Source organism: Streptomyces sp. BK239 (genome assembly GCF_004217285.1).
Lineage (GTDB): Bacteria > Actinomycetota > Actinomycetes > Streptomycetales > Streptomycetaceae > Streptomyces.
Window position 1 is genome coordinate 277,111 of record NZ_SHKS01000004.1, and the last position, 19,289, is coordinate 296,399.

16 protein-coding genes and 2 pseudogenes are annotated in these 19,289 nt (G+C 73.4%); 14 read left to right on the forward strand and 4 right to left on the reverse strand.

The window, feature by feature from the left end:
• The first annotated feature begins 152 nt into the window (after positions 1-152).
• The 14 genes and pseudogenes from EV567_RS14685 (at position 153) to EV567_RS14745 (ending at position 15,196) form a co-directional block, all read left to right on the forward strand.
• Entirely contained in the window at positions 153-2,702 is a 2,550-nt protein-coding gene (locus EV567_RS14685) for a Pls/PosA family non-ribosomal peptide synthetase (protein ID WP_130440638.1), read from the forward strand.
• A 6-nt stretch (positions 2,703-2,708) separates the two neighbouring features.
• Positions 2,709-5,309, forward strand: a complete 2,601-nt coding sequence (locus EV567_RS14690; RefSeq protein WP_130440048.1) for an amino acid adenylation domain-containing protein — start codon at positions 2,709-2,711, stop codon at positions 5,307-5,309.
• Positions 5,310-5,386: 77 nt separating this feature from the next.
• On the forward strand, positions 5,387-6,394 hold the full coding sequence (locus tag EV567_RS14695) for a TauD/TfdA family dioxygenase (protein ID WP_130440050.1): 1,008 nt from the start codon (positions 5,387-5,389) through the stop codon (positions 6,392-6,394).
• On the forward strand, positions 6,391-7,446 hold the full coding sequence (gene sbnB / locus EV567_RS14700; protein WP_130440052.1) for a 2,3-diaminopropionate biosynthesis protein SbnB: 1,056 nt from the start codon (positions 6,391-6,393) through the stop codon (positions 7,444-7,446). The genes EV567_RS14695 and sbnB overlap by 4 nt, the downstream gene beginning before the upstream one ends.
• A gap of 44 nt (positions 7,447-7,490) precedes the next feature.
• Entirely contained in the window at positions 7,491-8,630 is a 1,140-nt protein-coding gene (gene sbnA, locus EV567_RS14705) for a 2,3-diaminopropionate biosynthesis protein SbnA (RefSeq protein ID WP_130440054.1), read from the forward strand.
• Between the two features lie 43 nt (positions 8,631-8,673).
• The gene (locus EV567_RS14710) at positions 8,674-9,258 is read left to right on the forward strand and encodes a sigma-70 family RNA polymerase sigma factor (protein WP_130440056.1); all 585 of its coding nucleotides are present in this window, start codon (positions 8,674-8,676) and stop codon (positions 9,256-9,258) included.
• On the forward strand, positions 9,255-9,632 hold the full coding sequence (locus tag EV567_RS14715; protein ID WP_130440058.1) for a zf-HC2 domain-containing protein: 378 nt from the start codon (positions 9,255-9,257) through the stop codon (positions 9,630-9,632). The genes EV567_RS14710 and EV567_RS14715 overlap by 4 nt, the downstream gene beginning before the upstream one ends.
• 172 nt (positions 9,633-9,804) lie before the next feature.
• Positions 9,805-10,224, forward strand: a complete 420-nt coding sequence (locus EV567_RS14720; RefSeq protein ID WP_130440060.1) for a hypothetical protein — start codon at positions 9,805-9,807, stop codon at positions 10,222-10,224.
• 202 nt (positions 10,225-10,426) lie between these two features.
• Positions 10,427-10,978 (forward strand): hypothetical protein, encoded by a 552-nt coding sequence (locus tag EV567_RS14725; protein ID WP_242620809.1) that lies wholly within the window; start codon positions 10,427-10,429, stop codon positions 10,976-10,978.
• Entirely contained in the window at positions 10,975-12,999 is a 2,025-nt protein-coding gene (locus EV567_RS14730; RefSeq protein WP_130440062.1) for a copper resistance CopC/CopD family protein, read from the forward strand. Before EV567_RS14725 ends, EV567_RS14730 begins: the two co-directional genes overlap by 4 nt.
• A gap of 59 nt (positions 13,000-13,058) precedes the next feature.
• A pseudogene (locus EV567_RS28400) lies at positions 13,059-13,364 on the forward strand (DUF2243 domain-containing protein); the annotation flags it as partial.
• 5 nt (positions 13,365-13,369) lie between these two features.
• A pseudogene (locus tag EV567_RS28160) lies at positions 13,370-13,561 on the forward strand (hemerythrin domain-containing protein); the annotation flags it as partial.
• Between the two features lie 116 nt (positions 13,562-13,677).
• On the forward strand, positions 13,678-14,160 hold the full coding sequence (locus tag EV567_RS14740; RefSeq protein WP_242620810.1) for an SPW repeat protein: 483 nt from the start codon (positions 13,678-13,680) through the stop codon (positions 14,158-14,160).
• 82 nt (positions 14,161-14,242) lie between these two features.
• Positions 14,243-15,196: a Rieske 2Fe-2S domain-containing protein gene (locus EV567_RS14745; protein ID WP_130440066.1), complete on the forward strand. Its 954-nt coding sequence runs from the start codon at positions 14,243-14,245 to the stop codon at positions 15,194-15,196.
• Positions 15,197-15,216: 20 nt separating this feature from the next.
• Here EV567_RS14745 and EV567_RS14750 read toward each other — a convergent pair whose 3' ends face one another.
• From EV567_RS14750 to EV567_RS14765, 4 genes are all read right to left on the reverse strand, one after another.
• Complete coding sequence (locus EV567_RS14750) at positions 15,217-15,591, reverse strand: hypothetical protein (protein WP_242620811.1); 375 nt, start codon at positions 15,589-15,591, stop codon at positions 15,217-15,219.
• On the reverse strand, positions 15,588-17,300 hold the full coding sequence (gene ctaD, locus EV567_RS14755) for a cytochrome c oxidase subunit I (RefSeq protein ID WP_207228773.1): 1,713 nt from the start codon (positions 17,298-17,300) through the stop codon (positions 15,588-15,590). Before ctaD ends, EV567_RS14750 begins: the two co-directional genes overlap by 4 nt.
• A gap of 171 nt (positions 17,301-17,471) precedes the next feature.
• The gene (locus tag EV567_RS14760; protein ID WP_347400495.1) at positions 17,472-18,122 is read right to left on the reverse strand and encodes a hypothetical protein; all 651 of its coding nucleotides are present in this window, start codon (positions 18,120-18,122) and stop codon (positions 17,472-17,474) included.
• A 17-nt stretch (positions 18,123-18,139) separates the two neighbouring features.
• Positions 18,140-19,234 carry a glutamate--cysteine ligase gene (locus EV567_RS14765; RefSeq protein WP_130440068.1) on the reverse strand — a complete coding sequence of 365 codons (1,095 nt, stop codon included), beginning with the start codon at positions 19,232-19,234 and terminating at the stop codon, positions 18,140-18,142.
• Between the last annotated feature and the right edge of the window lie 55 nt (positions 19,235-19,289).

Below are 19,289 nucleotides of genomic sequence, written 5' to 3' on the forward strand. Positions count from 1 at the left end.
CCGGAATGCGAGAAAAATACCGGTTCGGAGATCTGCCCACCCTTTCGTGCCGAATGAAGGACATGGGTACGACCACGACCCTGGCCGACACCGGTGTGCCACGCGAACCGGCCAGTGCCGAGCGGCACTTCCTCGGAACCTTCGGAGCTGACATGGCGGACAAGCCGGTGGAGACACTGCCTCCCGCACGGGAGTCCACGGTCCTGCTGGACGGGTACGGCGACCCGGCCGTACTCGAAGAAGAGTTCACCCCCGTACTGGCCGACGTCGTCCGCATGGAGCGGATACCGGCCGACGCCCACTTCTTCGAGGAGCTGGGCGCCGACTCGCTGGTCATGGCCCACTTCTGCGCCAGGATAAGGAAACGCGGCGACCTGCCACCGGTGTCCATGAAGGACGTGTACCGCCATCCGACGCTGCGCAGCCTCGCGACGGCCACCGCCGCTCGGGCAGAGGCGGCCACCGCGGCAGCCCCGGACGCGCAGCCGGCCCCGAGGACCGCCCCCGCCCCTGCGGGGCCGGTGGCACCGCCCCCGGCAGGCGCCCCGCACTACGTCCTGTGCGGCGCCCTCCAGCTCCTCGCCTTCCTCGTTTACGCCTACCTCATCGCCCTGATCGCCGAACGGGGCTACGAGTGGATCTCCGCCGGCTCCTCGGCGGCCGAGGTGTACCTGCGGTCGGTCCTGTTCGGCGCCGCCGTCTTCGTGACCCTGTGCACGCTGCCCGTCGTCGCCAAGTGGGCGCTCGTCGGCCGGTGGAAGCCCCAGGAGATCCGCGTCTGGAGCCTCGCCTACGTCCGCTTCTGGATCGTCAAGGCGCTCATCCGCTCCGACCCGCTCGTGCTGTTCCACGGATCGCCGCTCTACCTCGTCTATCTGAGAGCCCTGGGAGCGAAGGTGGGGCGGGGCTCCGTCGTCCTCTCCCGGACCGTGCCCGTCTGCACCGACCTGCTCACCATCGGCGACGACACCGTCGTCCGCAAGGACTCCTCCTTCACCTGCTACCGGGCCCACGACGGACTCATCCAGACCGGCCCCGTCACCCTCGGCAACGACGTGCTGGTCAGCGAGGCCACGGTGCTCGACATCGACACCCGTCTCGGCGACGGCGCCCAGCTCGGCCACGCCTCCTCGCTGCACCGCGGGCAGACCGTGCCCGCAGGGGAGCACTGGCACGGCTCCCCGGCCCAGCCGGCCGACGCCGACTACCGGAGGGTGGGCCCGGTCCCCTGCGGCCCGCTGCGCCGGACGGTCCACAGCGTGCTGCAACTCCTGGTCGCCCTCGCCGTGTACCTGCCGATCGCGGTCGGCGGCCTGTACGCGCTGCTCACCGGGACCCCGGACATCCGAACCGCCCTGGAACCGGGACCCGCGGTCTTCGGCGACTGGACGTTCTACCGAGACGCCCTCGCCTTCTCCTTCGTGCTCGTCTTCGGAGCCGTCCCCGCCGGACTCCTCGTGATGACCACCGTGCCCCGCCTGCTCGCCAAGGCCGTGAAGCCGGACCGGGTCTACCCCCTGTACGGCTTCCACCACGGGGTGCACCGGACCATCACGCTCCTCACCAACTGGCGTTTCCTCAAGCGCCTGTTCGGTGACAGCTCCGCCATCGTCCACTATCTGCGGTGCCTCGGCTACGACCTGTCCAGGGTCGAGCAGACCGGATCGAACTTCGGCACCGAGATGAAGCACGAGACGCCCTACCTGAGCCGCGTCGGACGCGGCACGATGGTCGCCGACGGGCTGTCGATCATGAACGCCGACTACTCCGGCAGCGCCTTCCGCGTCTCCCGGGCGGAGATCGGCCCCCGCAACTTCCTCGGCAACCGCATCGCCTACCCCGCCGGAGGCAGAACCGGCGAGAACTGCCTCCTGGCGACGAAGGTCATGGTGCCCGTCGACGGGAAGGTCCGCGAGGGCGTCGGACTGCTCGGCTCGCCCAGCTTCGAGATCCCCCGCACCGTCCTCAGGGACAGCCGGTGCGACCGGTTCAAGAACCCCGAGGAGCTGCGGCCCGCCCTAGCCGCGAAGAACCGGCACAACGCCTCCACCATGCTGTGGTACCTCGGGACCCGGTGGATGTACGCCTTCGGCCTCGTCCTGCTCGCGTCCGCCGCCACCGAGTGGTACAGCGCCTTCGGCGCGCCGGCGATCGCCCTGGCCGACGTGCTCGGCCTGGTCTTCACCGTCGCGTACTTCGTGCTCCTGGAGCGCGCCCTCACAGCCGTCGTCCCGCTGCGCCCGCTGCTCTGCTCGATCTACGACCCGCGCTTCTGGCGGCACGAGCGCTACTGGAAGGTGCCCTCAGAGACCTACCTGCGCATCTTCAACGGCACCCCGTACAAGAACCTCGTCTGGAGGCTGCTCGGCGTCCGCCTGGGCCGCCGCGTCTTCGACGACGGCTGCTACCTGACCGAACGGTCCCTGGTCACCCTCGGCGACGCGTGCACGCTCAACGCGGGCACCGTCGTGCAGTGCCACTCGCAGGAGGACGGCACCTTCAAGTCCGACCGCAGCGCTCTCGGCTCCCGCTGCACCCTCGGCGTCGGCGCGTTCGTGCACTACGGGGTCATGGTGGGCGAGGGCGCGGTCCTCGCCCCCGACTCCTTCCTGATGAAGGGGGAGCTCGTCCCCCAGGACGCTCGGTGGGGCGGCAACCCGGCCACGCCGCTGAGCCCGTCCCGCAGCGGCGAGGGGAGGTAGGTCCGCATGGCGACATCGACACCCACGCTCATCACCCAGGCCGGCCGGGAGCACTGGCAGAACGTCCTGGCCTCGGGCGGGGCCACCACCGTCCCCCGGTGGCGGACCGCCGGCGCCGGCCGCACGGCCGCCCACGGGACCGCCGTGCACGAGACCCCGATCCCCGACGACCTGCTCACCGCGCTCCGGACGACCGGCCTGCCCGGCGACCCGCTCCTCGGCTCGGTGCTGCTGGCCGCCCACGCCAAGGTGCTCGCCGCCCTCTCCGGCGAGCGGGAGGTCACCACCGCGCACGTCGTCGCCGAGGGCGGCCGGCCGCTGCCCTGCCCGCTGACCGTCGACCCCGGCCCCTGGCGCACGCTGGTGGAACACGCCCACCGCGCCGCCGTCGCCCTGGTGATCCACCAGGACTTCCCCGTGGACGCGCTCCGAAGGGAACTCGGCCGCACCGGGCCCTCGACCGAGGCCGTGTTCGACCCGACCGGCGCGGCGGGCGAACTGCCCGAGGACGCCGTGCTGCGCCTGGAACTCCCCCGACACGACGGCCGCCCCCTGCTGCGCCTGCGCTACCGGACCGACGCGCTCGACGCCGGGAGCGCCGCCCGCATCACGGGCTACCACCTCACCGCGCTCCGGCTGATCGCCGCCGACCCGGACGCCCCGCACGACCGGCAGAGCCTGCTGTCGCCCGAGGAGCTCCGCTTCCAGCTCGACGGCCTCGCCGGCCCCCGCCGCGAGCTGCCCGACCGCCGCGTCCACGAACTGTTCGAGGAACGCGTTCGCGCCCACCCCGACGCCGTCGCCGTCGCCCGCGGCGACCACCGCTGGACCTACCGCGAACTCGACGAGCGGGCCAACCGGCTGGGCCGCGCCCTGCTCGCGCGCGGCCTCCGCCCCGAGGACGTGGTCGCGGTGGTGACCGAACGCACCCTCGACTGGGCCGCGTGCGTCCTCGCGGTCTTCAAAGCGGGCGGCGCCTACCTGCCCGTCGAACCGCACTTCCCGGCCGACCGCATCGCCACCATGCTCTCCCGCGCCGGCTGCCGCCTGGTGCTCACCGAGGAGGGCGCCGCCGCCACCCTCGACCGGGCCCTGGACGCCCTGCCCGCCGTCCGGGCGCTGCCCGTGGGCGAGGCGTACGCGGAGGACCACCCCGCCGGCGACCTCGGCGTGCCCGTCGCCGCCGGACAGCTCGCCTACCTCTTCTTCACCTCCGGCTCCACCGGCGAACCCAAGGGCGCCATGTGCGAGCACGCCGGCCTGCTCAACCACCTCCACGCCAAGATCGACGACCTCGGCATCGGCGAGAAGGACGTGGTCGCCCAGACCGCGCCCCAGTGCTTCGACATCTCCCTGTGGCAGCTGCTGGCCGGGCTCCTGGCCGGCGGAAGCACCCTGCTGGTGGAACAGGAGGCGATCCTCGACGTCCCCCGGTTCGTCGACACCGTCGAACGCGGCCGCGTCGGCGTGCTCCAGGTCGTCCCCTCGTATCTCGACGCCGTCCTCGCCTACCTGGAACGCCACCCGCGGACCCTGCCCGCCCTGCGCCGCGTGTCGGTCACCGGCGAAGCCCTGAAGAAGGAGCAGGCCCAGCGCTGGTTCGCGGCCCAGCCCCGGATCCCGCTGGTCAACGCCTACGGGCTCACCGAGACCTCCGACGACACCAACCACGAGGTGATGGACCGGCCGCCCGACGGCGACCGCGTCCCGCTCGGCCGCCCCGTCAACAACGTCCGCGTGTACGTCGTCGACGAGCACCTGGCGCCGGTGCCGCTGGGCGCGCCCGGCGAGATCGTCTTCTCCGGGGTGTGCGTCGGACGCGGCTACGTCAACGACCCCGAGCGCACCCGGATCGCCTTCACCGACGACCCGCACCGCCCCGGCGAACGGCTCTACCGCAGCGGCGACCACGGCCGCTGGCTGCCCGACGGGAAGCTCGACTTCCTCGGCCGCCGAGACAGCCAGGTCAAGATCCGCGGCTTCCGCATCGAGATCGGCGAGGTCGAGAACGCCCTCCTGCGGGTACCCGGGGTACGCGACGGGGCGGTGGTCGCCACCGACGGCGCCGGAAGGGGCGGACGCCTGGCGGCCTTCTACGCCGGCCCGCACCCGCTGGACGACGCCGCCCTGCGCGCCCGGCTCGGCGAGTCCCTGCCCGCCTACATGGTCCCCTCCGACTTCCACTGGCGGCACGAACTGCCCCTGACCGCCAACGGCAAGACCGACCGCAAGGCGCTCACCGCGCTCGCCGCCCGGCTCGGCGCGGACGAACCCGCCGGCGCGCCCACCACCGCCGAGTCCGGAGCCGGCGGCCCGGAACGGGACGCCCCCCGCACCCCGACCGAGCGGCGCCTGGCCGCAGCATGGGCCCAGGTGCTGGACGTACCCGAGCACCGCGTCCGCCGCCACGACCACTTCTTCGACCAGGGCGGCACCTCCCTCGCCGCCGTCCGGCTCGCGATCGCCCTCGACCGCGCGGTGGACCTCACCGACCTCACCCGCCACCCGGTCCTCGCCGACCTGGCCCGCACGGTCGACGAACGGCAGAGCACGCCGGCGCCCGCTTCCCCCGGTCCGCGCCGCCCGGACCGTACGACCACGACGTAGACCGCACGGCGCGGACCACACGGCCCGGACGCCACCGACAGAGCCCACCGCCTCACCGCCTCCGGAAGGAGACCGAGATGCCGTCCTCGATCCCCCTGTCGCCGCCCGGCGTCGACCTGCGGCCCGGCAGACCTCCCGTCCTGCGCGCCGACCTCACCGGCGACGCGGCGAGCTGGGCCGCCGAGCACCGGGACGCGCTGCGCGCCGTCGTCACCGAGCACGGCGCGGTCCTCGTCCGCGGCCTCGCGCTCGGCGACCCGGACACGGCCGGGGCCGTCCTGCGCGAGCTGGCCGGCGGCCCGCCCATGACCGAGAGGGAGGCCTTCGCGGCCCGGCGGACCTACCCCGGCGGCGTCTACTCCTCCGCCAAGTGGCCGCCCAGCCAGCCCATGTGCATGCACCACGAACTCAGCTACACCCTGGAGTTCCCCGGGCTGATGCTGTTCGCCTGCATCGAGGCCCCCGTCGCCGGCGGAGCCACCGCCCTCGCCGACGCGACGACCGTCCTCGGCGCGCTGCCCACCGACCTCGTCGAACGCTTCCTGCGGCAGGGCTGGCTCCTCACCCGCACCTACAACGAGGACATCGGCGCCTCCCTCGCCGACTCCTTCGGCACCGAGGACCGCGCCGCGATCGAGGCCTACTGCCGCGCCTCGGCCATCGCCTTCGAGTGGCAGCCCGACGGCGGACTGCGCACCCGGCAGCGCCGCAGCGCCGTCGTACGCCACCCGGTCACCGGCCGGCGCTGCTGGTTCAACCAGATCGCCTTCCTCAACGAGTGGACCCTCGCCCCCGAGATCCGCGAGTACCTGGTGGACGTCTACGGCGCCGACGGGCTGCCGTTCAACACCCGCTACGGGGACGGCACACCCCTGGAGGAGGACACCGTCCGCCTGCTCAACGAGGTGTACGAGGCGCACACCGTGCGCGAGCCGTGGCAGTCCGGCGACCTCATGCTCGTCGACAACGTCCGCACCGCCCACAGCCGGGAGCCCTACGAAGGGCCGCGCGAGGTGCTCGTCGCGATGGCGGACCCCGTCCGGCTGGCCGACTGCTCGCCCACCGTGGAGGTGACCCCCGTATGACGACGGCCCCCCGCGACGACGCGACCCCGGCCGCCGTGCCGCCCTTCGCGGTCGTCCCCGGCGCACAGGTCCGCGACGCCCTGCGCGGGCGGGAGAAGCAGATCGTGGAACTCGTCGAGGCCGTCTACCGGCTCCACGACGCCGGCGACACGGTGAACCCGCCGTCGAACTTCCTGCGCTTCCCAGACCGCCCCACCTCGCGGATCATCGCGCTGCCCGCCTCGATCGGCGGCCGGACACCGGTGGACGGAATCAAATGGATCTCCAGCTTCCCGCAGAACGTGACGGCCGGCGTGCCGAGGGCGTCGGCGGTGCTCATCCTCAACGACCACGACACCGGCTACCCCTTCGCCTGCATGGAGGCCTCCATCGTGAGCGCCACCCGCACGGCGGCGTCCGCGGCGCTGGCCGCGGACCGGCTCAGCGCCGGCCGGCCCCGCCCCGCCCACGTCGGGTTCATCGGCTGCGGCCTGATCGCCCGCTACGTCCACACCTTCCTCACCGGCACCGGCTGGTCCTTCGACGCCATCGGCGTCCACGACCTGTCCGCCGACAGCGCGAACGGGTTCCGCGGCTACCTGGAGCGGTCCGGCGCCCCGGGCGACATCGTCGTGCACGACAGCCCCGAGGCGCTGATCCGCGCGAGCGACCTGGTCGTCTTCGCCACCGTCGCCGCCCGGCCGCACATCCACGCGCCCTCGTGGTTCGCCCACCACCCGCTCGTACTGCACCTGTCCCTGCGCGACCTCGCCCCCGAGGTCGTCCTCGCCTCCGCCAACCTCGTCGACGACGTCGACCACTGCCTGACCGCGCAGACCTCCGTCCACCTCGCCGAACAGCTGACCGGCCGACGCGACTTCGTCACCGGGACCCTGGCGGACGTGCTGGCCGGACGCCTCACGCCACCGACGGACCGGACGACGGTGTTCTCGCCCTTCGGCCTCGGCGTGCTCGACCTCGCGGTCGGCAAGTACGTCCACGACGAGGTGGCCGCCTCCCGGGAGCTGCACATAGTCGACGACTTCTTCCACGAACTGAACAGGTACGGATGAACGCCATCCGGCCCCCGGCCGACCTTCAACCCGCGGAGGCCATCGTGTCAGTCATATCGGACCCCTACACCTTCAACGAGGAGGACCTCTACGTCGATCTCCGATCGGTGCTGGGAGGCGAACTCTTCCTGAAGTGCGAGGGCTTCAACTTCGCCGGGTCGATCAAGCTGAAGCCCGCCACGGAGATGGTGGAGTCCGCCGAACGCCAGGGAGCCCTGACATCGCGGTCCGTCCTGCTCGAGTCCTCCTCCGGGAACATGGGCGTCGCCCTCAGCATGATCGCCGCGAGCAAGGGCTACCCGTTCCTGTGCGTCACCGACTCCCGCTGCAACCTGTCCACGAGGCTCCTGATGGAGGCCCTCGGCGCGCACGTCCACGTCATCACCGAGCCGAGCGCCCACGGCGGCTTCCTGCGCGCGCGCCTCGACTACGTCCGCTCGCTCTGCGCCTCGGACGACCGCTACCTGTGGCTCAGCCAGTACACCAACCCGGGCAACTGGCAGGCCCACTACCACCAGACCGCCCCCGCCATCGCCCGCTCGTTCCCCCGGCTGGACGTGCTGTTCATCGGCGCCGGGACCACCGGCACCCTGATGGGCTGCGCCCGCTGGTTCCGCGAATGGCACCGCCCCGTGCGCATCGTCGCCGTGGACAGCGTCGGCTCGGTGTCCTTCGGCGGCGAGGCGAGCCGCCGGATGATCCCCGGCCTCGGCATGAGCGTCCGCCCCCCGCTCCTCGACGAGGGGTACGTCGACGAGGCCGTCCACGTCGAGGAGGCGGACACCATCCGCGCGTGCCGCCGGCTGGCCCGGCGCGGCTTCCTCTTCGGCGGCTCCACCGGCACCGTCGTCAGCGGCGCGATGCGCTGGCTGGCCCGGCACGGCACACCCGGCCTCACCGCCGTGGCCATCGCCCCCGACCTCGGAGAGCGCTACCTCGAAACCGTCTACCAGGCCAACTGGGTGCAGGCCCTGTTCGGCGCAGAGGTCCTCGGCCCGGTCGAGTCCGACGCCGCCGGCTCCCTGGCCGCCCGCACCGCGCCCCCCGTCGCCTCCCCCGACCTGTGGACCGGCCGCCCCCTCCAGGACGACGAGGCCTGGACCGGTTCCCGGACGGCGGACTCCGCGCCCCTGCGAGATGCGGCCGAGGGCCGTGCCTCGGAGACTGTGAAGAGGGACACATGAACCCGGCGGTGAGGCCGGGGCAGGCGCGCAGGCGGGAGAGGGTGTGGCGAAGCGACAAGCCTCCTGGGCGCAGCACATCGATGCCTCCGAGACCGACCGGCTGCTGCTGTCCGTGGCCGAGGGCAGCCAGGACGCCTTCACCCGTCTGTACGACGCGGTCGCCGGCCCGATCTACGGATTGGCCTGCCAGGTCCTGCGGGACCCGGCCCGCGCCGAGGAGGTCGCCCAGGAGGTCATGCTCGAGGTGTGGCAGACAGCCCCCCGCTACCGGCCGGAGAGCGGGCACGCCATGACCTGGATGATGACCATCGCCCACCACCGCGCCGTCGACTGCGTCCGCACCGTGCGCCGCGCCGCCGAACGCGAACGCACCGTCTCCCAGCGGGAGTCGGTGCCCGCCTTCGACGACGTCGCGGAAGCCGTGGAGGCGCTCGGCGAACGCGAGGAGATCCGCACCTGCCTGCGGCAGCTCACCGCCGAACTCCTTCAGCCGGTGCTGCTCGTCTACTACCGGGGCCTGACCCACGCGGAGGTCGCCTCAGTCCTGTCCCTGCCGCTGGGCACCGTCAAGAGCCGTCTGCGCAGGGCACTGACCTATATGCGGCACTGCCTGGGAGCCCCCCGATGACGAAGGACGACGCGATCGACCTCAGCGGCGCCTATGCCATGGACGCGCTGGACCAGGAGGAACGGGAGGCCTTCCGCCGCCACTGCGCCGAGTGCCCCGAGTGCGCCCGTGAGACGGTCCGTCACCAGGAGGCCGCGGCCTGGCTCGCCCTCGCGGCCTCCCGCCCCCCGCCGGAGTGCCTGAAGGTACGCGTCCTGGCCGAGGCGGCGCGTACCCCCCAGTTCCCCCCGTCGCCCCCGGCCGACGACGCGACGCCGGCCGGGGGAGGATCGGCAGGCGGCGGGACGAGCGGCGGCGGGACGGCGGGGGGTGGGGGAAGCGCCGTCGCCGACGACGCCGGTGACTGCTACGTCGCCCGCGAACCCGTGCTCTGACCCCGTGGGGGCGTTGCCGGTGTCGTCCATGTCACTCCCGCTCCCCGGACGTTCGCGCTGCCCGCAGGGCCCGGACCGGTAACGTTCAGACCGCCGGCGCCAGCCGGCGGCCGAGAGCGGTCACCGCTCACGAGCAGGTCGAGGAGTCGGGGCGTCAGTGGTGGTACGTCGCATGGCCGCAGCCCTCGTGCTGCTCGCCGCGGCCGTCCTGCTGCACCTCGGCACACCGCACCACTTCTTCGCCGCCCCGGTGAACCCGGTGGCGGCGACGGTGGTTCCCGGCGACGGGGAGAGCAAGCCGCACGACGGGCCCGAGAGGTCCGACGCCGGCCGAGTGCCCGTGGCCGCTGCGCTGCACGGCGGCGCCCTCGGCGCGCCGCACCACGAGGCCCAGTCCGACGCCCTCGTCCTGCCCGCTCGCTCCGGCCACCCCGACGGGGCGTCCGCGCTCGCCGCCGACGTGAGCGTGGACGAGGCCCACGTGAACTCCGCCGCGCCAGACCCCGCGCGTTCCCGTGCCGCGCGGGACGTCCGCGACCCGGGCGGCGGCCGAGCGCCCGCGCTGAGCGCCCTGCAGTCCTTCCGCCGCTGAGCCGTCGCACCCCCTTTGCGGCGTCCGCGCACCCCCGTTCGCCCGCCCCCTTGCTCGCGGTACCCGCCTTCACTGCACCCAGGTGACATACCCGGGTCACATACCGGGGTGAACGCCGCATCCCGTTCATCCGTACCCCCTGCAACAAACCGCCCCCCTGCCCGCCCCCACGGGCAGGCCCCCACCTGATACGGAGAGGCACGTGCCACGACAGCCGCAGCGAGGACGCACCGGCCGGACCCCCCACCCCGCCCGCTCCATACGCGGGGCGGCCCTCGCCCTGAGCCTGGCCCTGCTGCCCCTGGCCACGGCGTGCAGCGGCGCCGACGGCGGAACGGACAAGAACGCGGCAGGCGACGGCGATCCCGCGAAGATCTCCGCCGCCCCCGCGGCCGGTGTAGTGGCGCCCGCGAAGGTCGAGGTGATCGCCGGCCTCACCGGCTGCACGCCCAAGATCCGCATCGAGGCGGACGAGCTGCGCCAGGGCGTCTGCCACACCCCCGAGATCGACTACCTCATCACCACCTTCCCCGAGGACCGGTTCACCGAGGCCTGGCTGGACTCCGCGGCCGTCTACGGCGGCACCTACCTCGTCGGCACGCGGTGGATCGTCAGCGCGAAGGAGCCCGAGATGCTGGAACGGTTCCGCACCAAGCTCGGCGGAACGATCCGCCGACTGGGCGGAATCGGCCCGTCCACGGCCCCGACCACCGCACCCACCACGGCCCCGACCACCGCTCCGAGCGCGTCATGACGGCCGCTCTCGCCGCCCCGGCGGCGCGCCGGTCGTCCCGCTCCCGGCTGACCGCCCTCCTGCTCCTGGCGGGCGCCGTGCTCGCCCTCCTGGCCGGCGGCGCGAGCCCGGCCGCCGCCCACTCCACGCTCGTGCGCGCCGTCCCGGCCGACTCCTCGGTGATCAAGACCGCGCCCGACCGGATCACCCTCACCTTCTCCGAGGCCGTCGGCCTCTCCGCGGGCTCGCTGCGGGTGCTGTCCCCGGAGAGCCTGCGCGTCGACGAAGGGCCCGTGCGGCACGCGTCCGGCACGTCCGACACCGCCGAGGTGAGGCTGGCCGGCAAGTTGCCCGAGGGCACCTACACCGTGGGGTGGCGGGTCGTCTCCGCCGACGGCCACCCGATCTCCGGCGCCTTCACCTTCTCGCTCGGCCGGCCCTCCTTCTCCACCGCCGTGCCGGCCGCCGACTCCCCGGACGGCACCGCCGCCTCCCGCCTCTACGACGCTGTCCGCTACGTCGCCTACGGCGGCCTGGCCCTGCTGATCGGCGTCACGTTGTTCGTGGCGGCGTGCTGGCCGGCAGCAGCGGGCCTGCGTCCGCTGCGCCGGCTGCTGACGGCCGGCTGGGCCACGCTGACCGCCGTCACCGCCCTGCTGTTGGCGCTGCGCGGCCCGTACGAGTCCGGCGGCAGCCTCGCCTCCGTCTTCGACCCGTCGCTCCTCGAGGGCACGATCACCGGCAGGACGGGGCTGGCGCTCGGCGCCCGGCTGGTCCTGCTCGTCGCGGTGGGCGTCGCGCTGAGGAAGTACGGCGCCCGGCTCGGCGACGCGACGGGCGCCGGCGTCCGCGCCGCGGGCGCGCTGACCGCCGTCGCCCTCGCCCTGACCTGGGCGGCCGCCGAGCACGCGTCCGCCGGCATCCAGGTCCCGCTGGCGATCCCCGTTTCCGTGCTGCACCTGCTGGCCATGGCGGTGTGGCTGGGCGGCCTGGCCGCGCTCGCGGTCGCCCTGTACCGGGCGCCCGCCGGCTCCGAGGTCCCGGCGCCGGCGGTGGCCCGCTTCTCCCGCCTGGCGTTCGCCTCGGTCGTCGTCCTGGTCGTGACCGGCCTCTACCAGTCCTGGCGCCAGGTCGGCTCGCCGGCCGCCCTGAGCACCACCGACTACGGCCGGCTCCTCACCCTGAAGGCCAGCGCCGTGGTCCTGGTGCTGACGGTGGCCTCCTTCTCCCGCCAGCTGACCGCCCGGCTCCTCCAGCCGCAACCGGCGCGGACGGCCCCCGAGGTCGTCCCCGAGGCGGTCCCGGAGACGGCCCGCCGGCGAGTGGTGGAAACCGTCCCGGCCGGGCCGCCGCCCGCCGACGCGCCCTCCGAAGCCGCCACCACCGCCTCCGTCGAGGCGGAAACCGAAGCCGCCACCCCCGTCGAAGCCGACGACGGCGCCGACGCCGACGCCGCAGTCGACACCGAGCCGACGCCGGCGGACCCCGCCGACCCGGCGCCCGACCGGGCGGCCCCCGACGAGCCGGCCCCCGACCCCGCGAGCCACCGCCGCTCCCTGCGCCGCTCGGTCGCCTTCGAAGCCGTCCTCGGCGTCCTGGTCCTGGCGATCACCACGCTGCTCACCGGCACCGAGCCCAGCCGGGCCGCCGTCCGCAACGCCGCCATGGCCGCCGAGGCCCACGCTCCGACGGCGAGGATGGTGATGGTGCCCTTCGACACCGGGATCGCGAACGGCAGCGGCAAGGTGCAGATCACGTTCGCCCCCGCGCGCGTCGGCGACAACACCGTGGAGGCCCTCGTGTACGGGGCGGACGGCGGCATCCTGTCGGTCCCCGAGGTCCGGCTCACGCTCACCCACCGCGAGCAGCAGATCGGCCCGCTGGACGCCAACCTCGTCGACCGCGACGGCTACTGGGCCGCCGACCGGCTCCGCCTGGCCCTGCCCGGCGCCTGGACGATGGCCCTCACCGTCCGCCTCACCGACATCGACCAGGTCACCGTCCACCAGGACGTGACGATCCGCCCGGCGCCCGACCTCTGACCGCACGCGGGATCGCCGGGGGGCCGCATGACGTCGCCGCGAAGGGTGACTCGCACACCATGGCGAACAGTGCTCCGGCCCCCCGGCGGGGCGACCCCGGCGACCCCGGCGCACGCCTCGAGCCCCGGCGGTCGCTGGCGGTGTGCGCCCTGATCGGTACGGCCGTCATGGCCGCGGTCGACGAGATCGTCTTCCATCAGCTGCTCGGCTGGCACCACTTCTACGACCGCTCCACCACCGCCGTCGGCCTGTTCTCCGACGGCCTGCTGCACACCGCCGAGCTGCCGGCCCTCGTCGCCGGACTCGTCCTGTACGCCGACCTGCGCCGCAGGCGGGCCCTGGCCGCCGACCACGCCCGCGCGGGTCTCGTCTGCGACGCGCCGCCGACGCCGGAACCCTGGCCGCCATGGCCAAGGGCGTCAAGGCGGCCGAGGCGATGGCGCCCACCCGCCCCCACCCCGGCGTGGAGTCCGCCGCCGAGAACGTCGCCCTCGGACCCGTCGCCGCCCTCATGGACCGCACCAAGGACGCGGTGCGCAAGGCGATGAACGGCGACAGCTGACGGCCGTACGGCGCGCCGGAAATTCGGTGCGCGGTGTCCGGGGCGGGAGCCGTTCGATGGGTACCCGGGCGGCGATGGGGGGCTCCGGAACCGCACACCCTCGCCAGGAGACGAACATGACCGACCGGACCCATACGACCATGGAGTCGCACCCGGACATCCTGGAGATGCGCGAGCGCCACGAGCGCGCCGAGCGGGCCGCGTCGACCCAGCAAGGGCAGGCCGTCGAGGCGATGGCCATGCTGACCGGCCTCTACCTGGCCGCATCCCCCTGGATCGCGGGTTTCAACGGCCTCACCACCCTGACCGTCAGCAACCTGATCACCGGCATCGCCTACGCGCTGCTCCTGAGCGGCTTCGGGCACGCCTACGAACGCACCCACGCCCGTGCCTGGGCGGCCGTCGTGCTGGGTGCCTGGACCGTCATCGCGCCGTGGGCGGTCGCCGGAGAGGTGGACACCACGCGCACCATCGTCAACAACGTCATCGTGGGCGTCATCGCCCTGCTGCTCGCCCTCGTGGCGGCCATGGCGGCGGGCGACACGGACCGGGGCGGTCGCGGCCGTTCCACCGGGATGGCCCGCGACATGACACGGTGAGCCGGCCTCACCGCAGGTGTTCACCCTCTTTCTCCCCGTCCGCTCTGTTTTGTCCAGGGCCGGGCGGGGAACCCGACGGCGCATGAGCGCAACGCAGCGTCGCCGTCGGACGAAGCAGAACCGAGTGCTGGCCCTCCTGGACCGCCTGGAGCGTGAACCGAGGGCCGACCGGCTGATCGACACCCTTCAGTCGGGGATCCGGTCCCTGCCGCTCGGGCGCGGCCGGGACCTGCTGCACGGCAGGTGGCTCGGGCATCCGGTCCACCCGCTGCTGGTACAGGTGCCGGTGGGCAGCTGGATGTCCGCCGCCGTGCTCGACACGCGACCGGGCCGCTCCCGTGAGGCCGGTCTCCTGGTGGGCGTCGGCCTCGCCGCGGCGGTTCCCGCCGCCCTGTCGGGGGCCGTGGACTGGGCCGAACTCCACCGCGAGCAGTCCCGTGTGGGACTCGTCCACGCCATGGCCAACTGGACGGCCGTGGGCCTGTACGCGACCTCCCTCGTGTGCCGCCTCAAGGGCCGCACGGCGGCCGGCCGCGCGTACGGCTTCCTGGGTCTGACGGCGGTCGGGGTCGGCGGCATGCTCGGCGGGCACCTCGCCTACCGCCAGGCCTCCGGCGCCAACCACGCGGAAGAGGTCCCGCACGTGATCCGGGACACCTGGCACCGCGTCGGCGCGGTCGCCGAGTTCCCGGCCGGCGAACCCGTACGGCGCGTCGTCGACGACGTGCCGATCCTGGTCGTCCGCGAGACCGGGGGAGAGATCCACGCCCTCGCCGAACGGTGCAGCCACCTCGCAGGACCGCTGTCCGAGGGCACGGTCGCCGACGGGTGCGTCCAATGCCCCTGGCACGGCAGCGTCTTCCGCCTCTCCGACGGCTGGAACGTCCGCGGCCCCGCCACCGCGCCCCAGCCCGCCTTCGACACCCGCATCACCGACGGCCACGTGGAGGTGCGTCTCAGGCGCGACGGCGTGCGCGAGGCGAACGGCAAGTGGAGCGGGAAGGCGACGGAAGGCACCCAGGGCCGCACCGGCTGACCGCCACCCCTGTCGCGGCGTCAGCGGTTGAGCAGGCCGGCCAGCACGCCGATCCCGGCCGCGCAGGCGAGCGTCGCGGACGCGAACGCGACGTGGCGCCGGAGCAGTTCGCGCCGCAGGGCGGCGTAACGGGCCTCGTACTCCCGGCGCAGTTCGGCGGCCCGGTCGACCGTCGTCCGCAGCATCCGGCGGGTCAGGTCGATGCGCTGACGGACGTAGTGGCGGCTGACGTCCTCGGCCTGGGCCGTCGTCAGCCAGGGCAGACGGCCGCACAGTTCCTCCGCCTCGCGGCGTGCCTCGTCGTGGTGGGCGCGCGCGAGCAGGTACCCCTCGACCGTGTTGGCCAGCGCACCGCCGGCGTCCTCGCCCGAGGTCCGCCGCCCGGCGCGCCTCACTTCGGTTCGCCCCGGTGGCTCTCCGCGTCCAGCGCGTCGCGCCGGCCGCCGTGCTCCAGGTACTCGGCCTCCGCCAGGTCGGGGTGGTGCAGGTCGAAGGCGGGGGACTCGGAGCGGATGCGCGGCAGGGTGACGAAGTTGTGGCGGGGCGGCGGACACGAGGTCGCCCACTCCAGGGAGCGGGCGTACCCCCACGGGTCGTCGACCTCCACCCGCCGGCCCCGCTGCGCGGTCCGCCACACGTTGTAGAGGAACGGCAGCGTGGACAGGCCCAGCAGGAACGAGCCGATGGAGGAGACGGTGTTGAGAGCGGTGAAACCGTCGGCGGCGAGGTAGTCGGCGTAGCGGCGGGGCATGCCCTCCGCGCCCAGCCAGTGCTGGACGAGGAAGGTGGTGTGGAAGCCCACGAACAGCGTCCAGAAGTGGACCTTCTCCATCCGGTGGTCGAGCATCGTGCCCGTCATCTTCGGCCACCAGAAGCTGAACCCGCCGAACATCGCGAAGACGATCGTGCCGAACAGCACGTAGTGGAAGTGCGCGACGACGAAGTAGCTGTCGGTGACGTGGAAGTCCATGGGCGGAGAGGCGAGCAGAACACCGGTCAGGCCGCCGAAGAGGAAGGTCACGAGGAAGCCGCACGCCCACAGCATCGGCGGTTCGAAGGAGATCGAGCCCTTCCACATGGTGCCGATCCAGTTGAAGAACTTCACCCCCGTCGGCACGGCGATCAGGAAGCTCATGAAGGAGAAGAACGGCAGCAACACCGCCTGGGTGGCGAACATATGGTGCGCCCACACGGTCACGGAGAGGCCGGTGATGGCGATGGTCGCGCCGACCAGCCCCATGTAGCCGAAGATCGGTTTGCGGGAGAACACCGGGAGGATCTCGGTGACCACGCCGAAGAACGGCAGGGCGAGGATGTAGACCTCGGGGTGGCCGAAGAACCAGAACAGGTGCTGCCACAGGACCGCCCCGCCGTTCTCCGGGTCGAAGACGTGCGCCCCGAACTTGCGGTCCGCCTCCAGGACGAACAGGGCGGCCGCCAGGACCGGGAAGGCGAGCAGCACCAGCACCGAGGTGAGCAGCACGTTCCAGGTGAAGATCGGCATCCGGAACATGGTCATGCCGGGGGCGCGCATGCAGATGATGGTGGTGACGAAGTTGACCGCGCCGAGGATCGTGCCGAACCCGGCGAACGCAAGACCCATGATCCACAGGTCGGCGCCCAGCTGGGTGGTGCGCTCGCCGCCGCTGAGCGGCGTGTACGCGGTCCAGCCGAAGTCGGCGGCGCCGTCGGGGACCATGATGCTGCTGACGACGGTCAGGCCGCCGAAGAGGAACAGCCAGTACGAGAACATGTTCAGCCGGGGGAACGCCACGTCCGGGGAGCCGATCTGCAGCGGCATGATCGCGTTGGCGAACCCCGCGAACGTCGGGGTCGCGAACAGCAGCAGCATGATCGTGCCGTGCATCGTGAACGCCTGGTTGTACTGCTCCTGGGACAGGATCTGGATGCCCGGACGGGCGAGTTCCGCCCGGATCGCCATCGCCAGCACCCCGCCGACGAGGAAGAAGCCGAACGAGGTGATCAGGTAGAGGTGACCGATCTTCTTGTGGTCGGTGGTGCTCAGCCAGGAGACGATCACCTGTCCCCGGCCGCGGCGTTCCGCCGCCGGCACCGGAGCGACGGGCTCGGTATAGGTCGCCATGGTTCCCCTCGGTGGGTACGCGGTGGTGGGCGGCACGTGGGAGCGGCGGGCCGCGCGTGACCAGCCCAGCGGAAACTAGCCTCGGCGCGGTGCGGCCGTCCCCCGCGGACCGCGGTTCCTGCGCCGAACGGCCGGGTGATCCACTCGTCCGGGTGAGCTCACCCGGCGCCCTCAAGCCTCCACCGTCGTCGTGATGCGGGTGACCGCCGGCGTGCGCGGCGCCGATCCGAATCCGAAGCGGACGGGCGGGTCGACGGGGGCCGCCGGGCCCAGGTCGCGGCCCTCGTAGAACGCCGACACACCGCGGATGGGGCGCAGGTCCCGCGCGCCGTACCAGGCGCGACGCCCCGACGCGCCCCGGCCGCGCGTGCGCACCCCGGGCAGCAGGACGCGGGCGACCGTGTCCGTGAGCGCGCTCCACGCCGGACGGCCGGCCAGGACACCGGGGACCGCCCGCAGCAGGCACCCCAGGAGACCCCGCCGCCCGGTGACGAGACGCAACTCCAGCGGCCCGGCGGACACGGTCCAGGTGTCGCCGGCGACGCGCACGTCGACGGAGGCGACCTCGACGGCGTCGAACGTGTACGCCGTACCGATGAAGTCGGCCGTCCGCCGGGTGGGCGCCAGCAGCAGGCGCCGCCCGTCCGGCCGTTCGAGCATCACGTCGCTGAACGGGCCGAACGGCGAGCGCTGCCAGTGCCCCAGCACGATCCGCGTCCCGGAGGACGTGCCGACGCCCGCGATCCAGCCGTCGAAGCGCAGACGCGGGCCGCGCCGGGGGGTGGCGGCGAGCCGGTGCGCCGCTTGGCGGGCACCGCTCACGAGGCCGTGCTCTCGGCTCACGGGGTCGTGCTCTCGACCGAGATCAGGTCGGTGACCGCCCGGAGGCCTCCGGCGGCGAGGGCCGTGCGCTGGCGGTCCGCTCCCGTGCCCTCCTGAAGGAGCCGGTGGATCAGGGCCGTCACCTCGCGCGTGTCGCCCGCCGCCTCCAGGGAGGGGCCGATGTGCCGCACCAGCTCGTACAGCACGTCACCCGCCCGGGTCCGGCCGCCGCCGGGATCGATCAAGGCGTCGCTCAGTCCGTGGCGGGCCGCGTGCCACATGGCGGCCTGGAGCAGCTCGGGGGCGCAGTCGGGGGCGGGCGCCCCGGCGGCGGCCTCGGCGAGCGCGGTCTCCGCCAGCGCGCGGACGATACCGGCGAACATGACCGCGTCGTCAGCGCGCAGCTGAACGTCCAGGCACCGCACCTCCACCGTGGGATACCGGTCCGACAGACGGGCCTGCCAGTACAACTGGCCCGTGTCCGAGATCAGACCGCTCTCCTGGAGGCGCCCCACCCGCCGGTCGTGGTCGGCGGCGTCACGGAAGAACGGGGGGACGCCGCTCACCGGCCACCGGCTGAAGATCACCGTTCGCCAGCTGGCGAACCCGGTGTCGTGGCCGTCCCACAGCGGGGAGTTCGCCGACATCGCCGTCAGCGTCGGCAGCCACACCCGCATCCGGTTCAGCACCTGCACGCCCGCCTCCCGGCTGGGCACGGCCACATGCACATGCATGCCGTTGACCAGCTGCTCCGCCACCAGTTGGGGCGCCTGGAGGGCCATGGCGCGGTAGCGGGCGTGGTCGGTGACGGCCACCGGCCTGCCGTGGCGCAGCGGCGGCGTCCCGCAGGCCGCTATCCGGCAGCCGTGCGCCTCGGCGGCGGCCCCGACCGCGTGCCGCAGCCGCAGCAGGTGCCCGCCGACCTCCTCCAGATCGCCGCAGACCGGCGTGGCCACCTCGACCTGCGCCTGGAGCAGCTCGCTCTGCACTTCCCGGTCGGCCGTGAGGGACCCCAGCCCCGCGGCGACGCGCACCTTGTCCGCGTGGGGCACCGGCAGTCCCGTGACCGGGTCGAGCAGCAGGTACTCCTCTTCCACACCGATCGTCGTCATCGGCCGCCTCTGTTTCCGACCCTCGAGGGGTGCACGCCCGTAGGTGCCCCGAGTG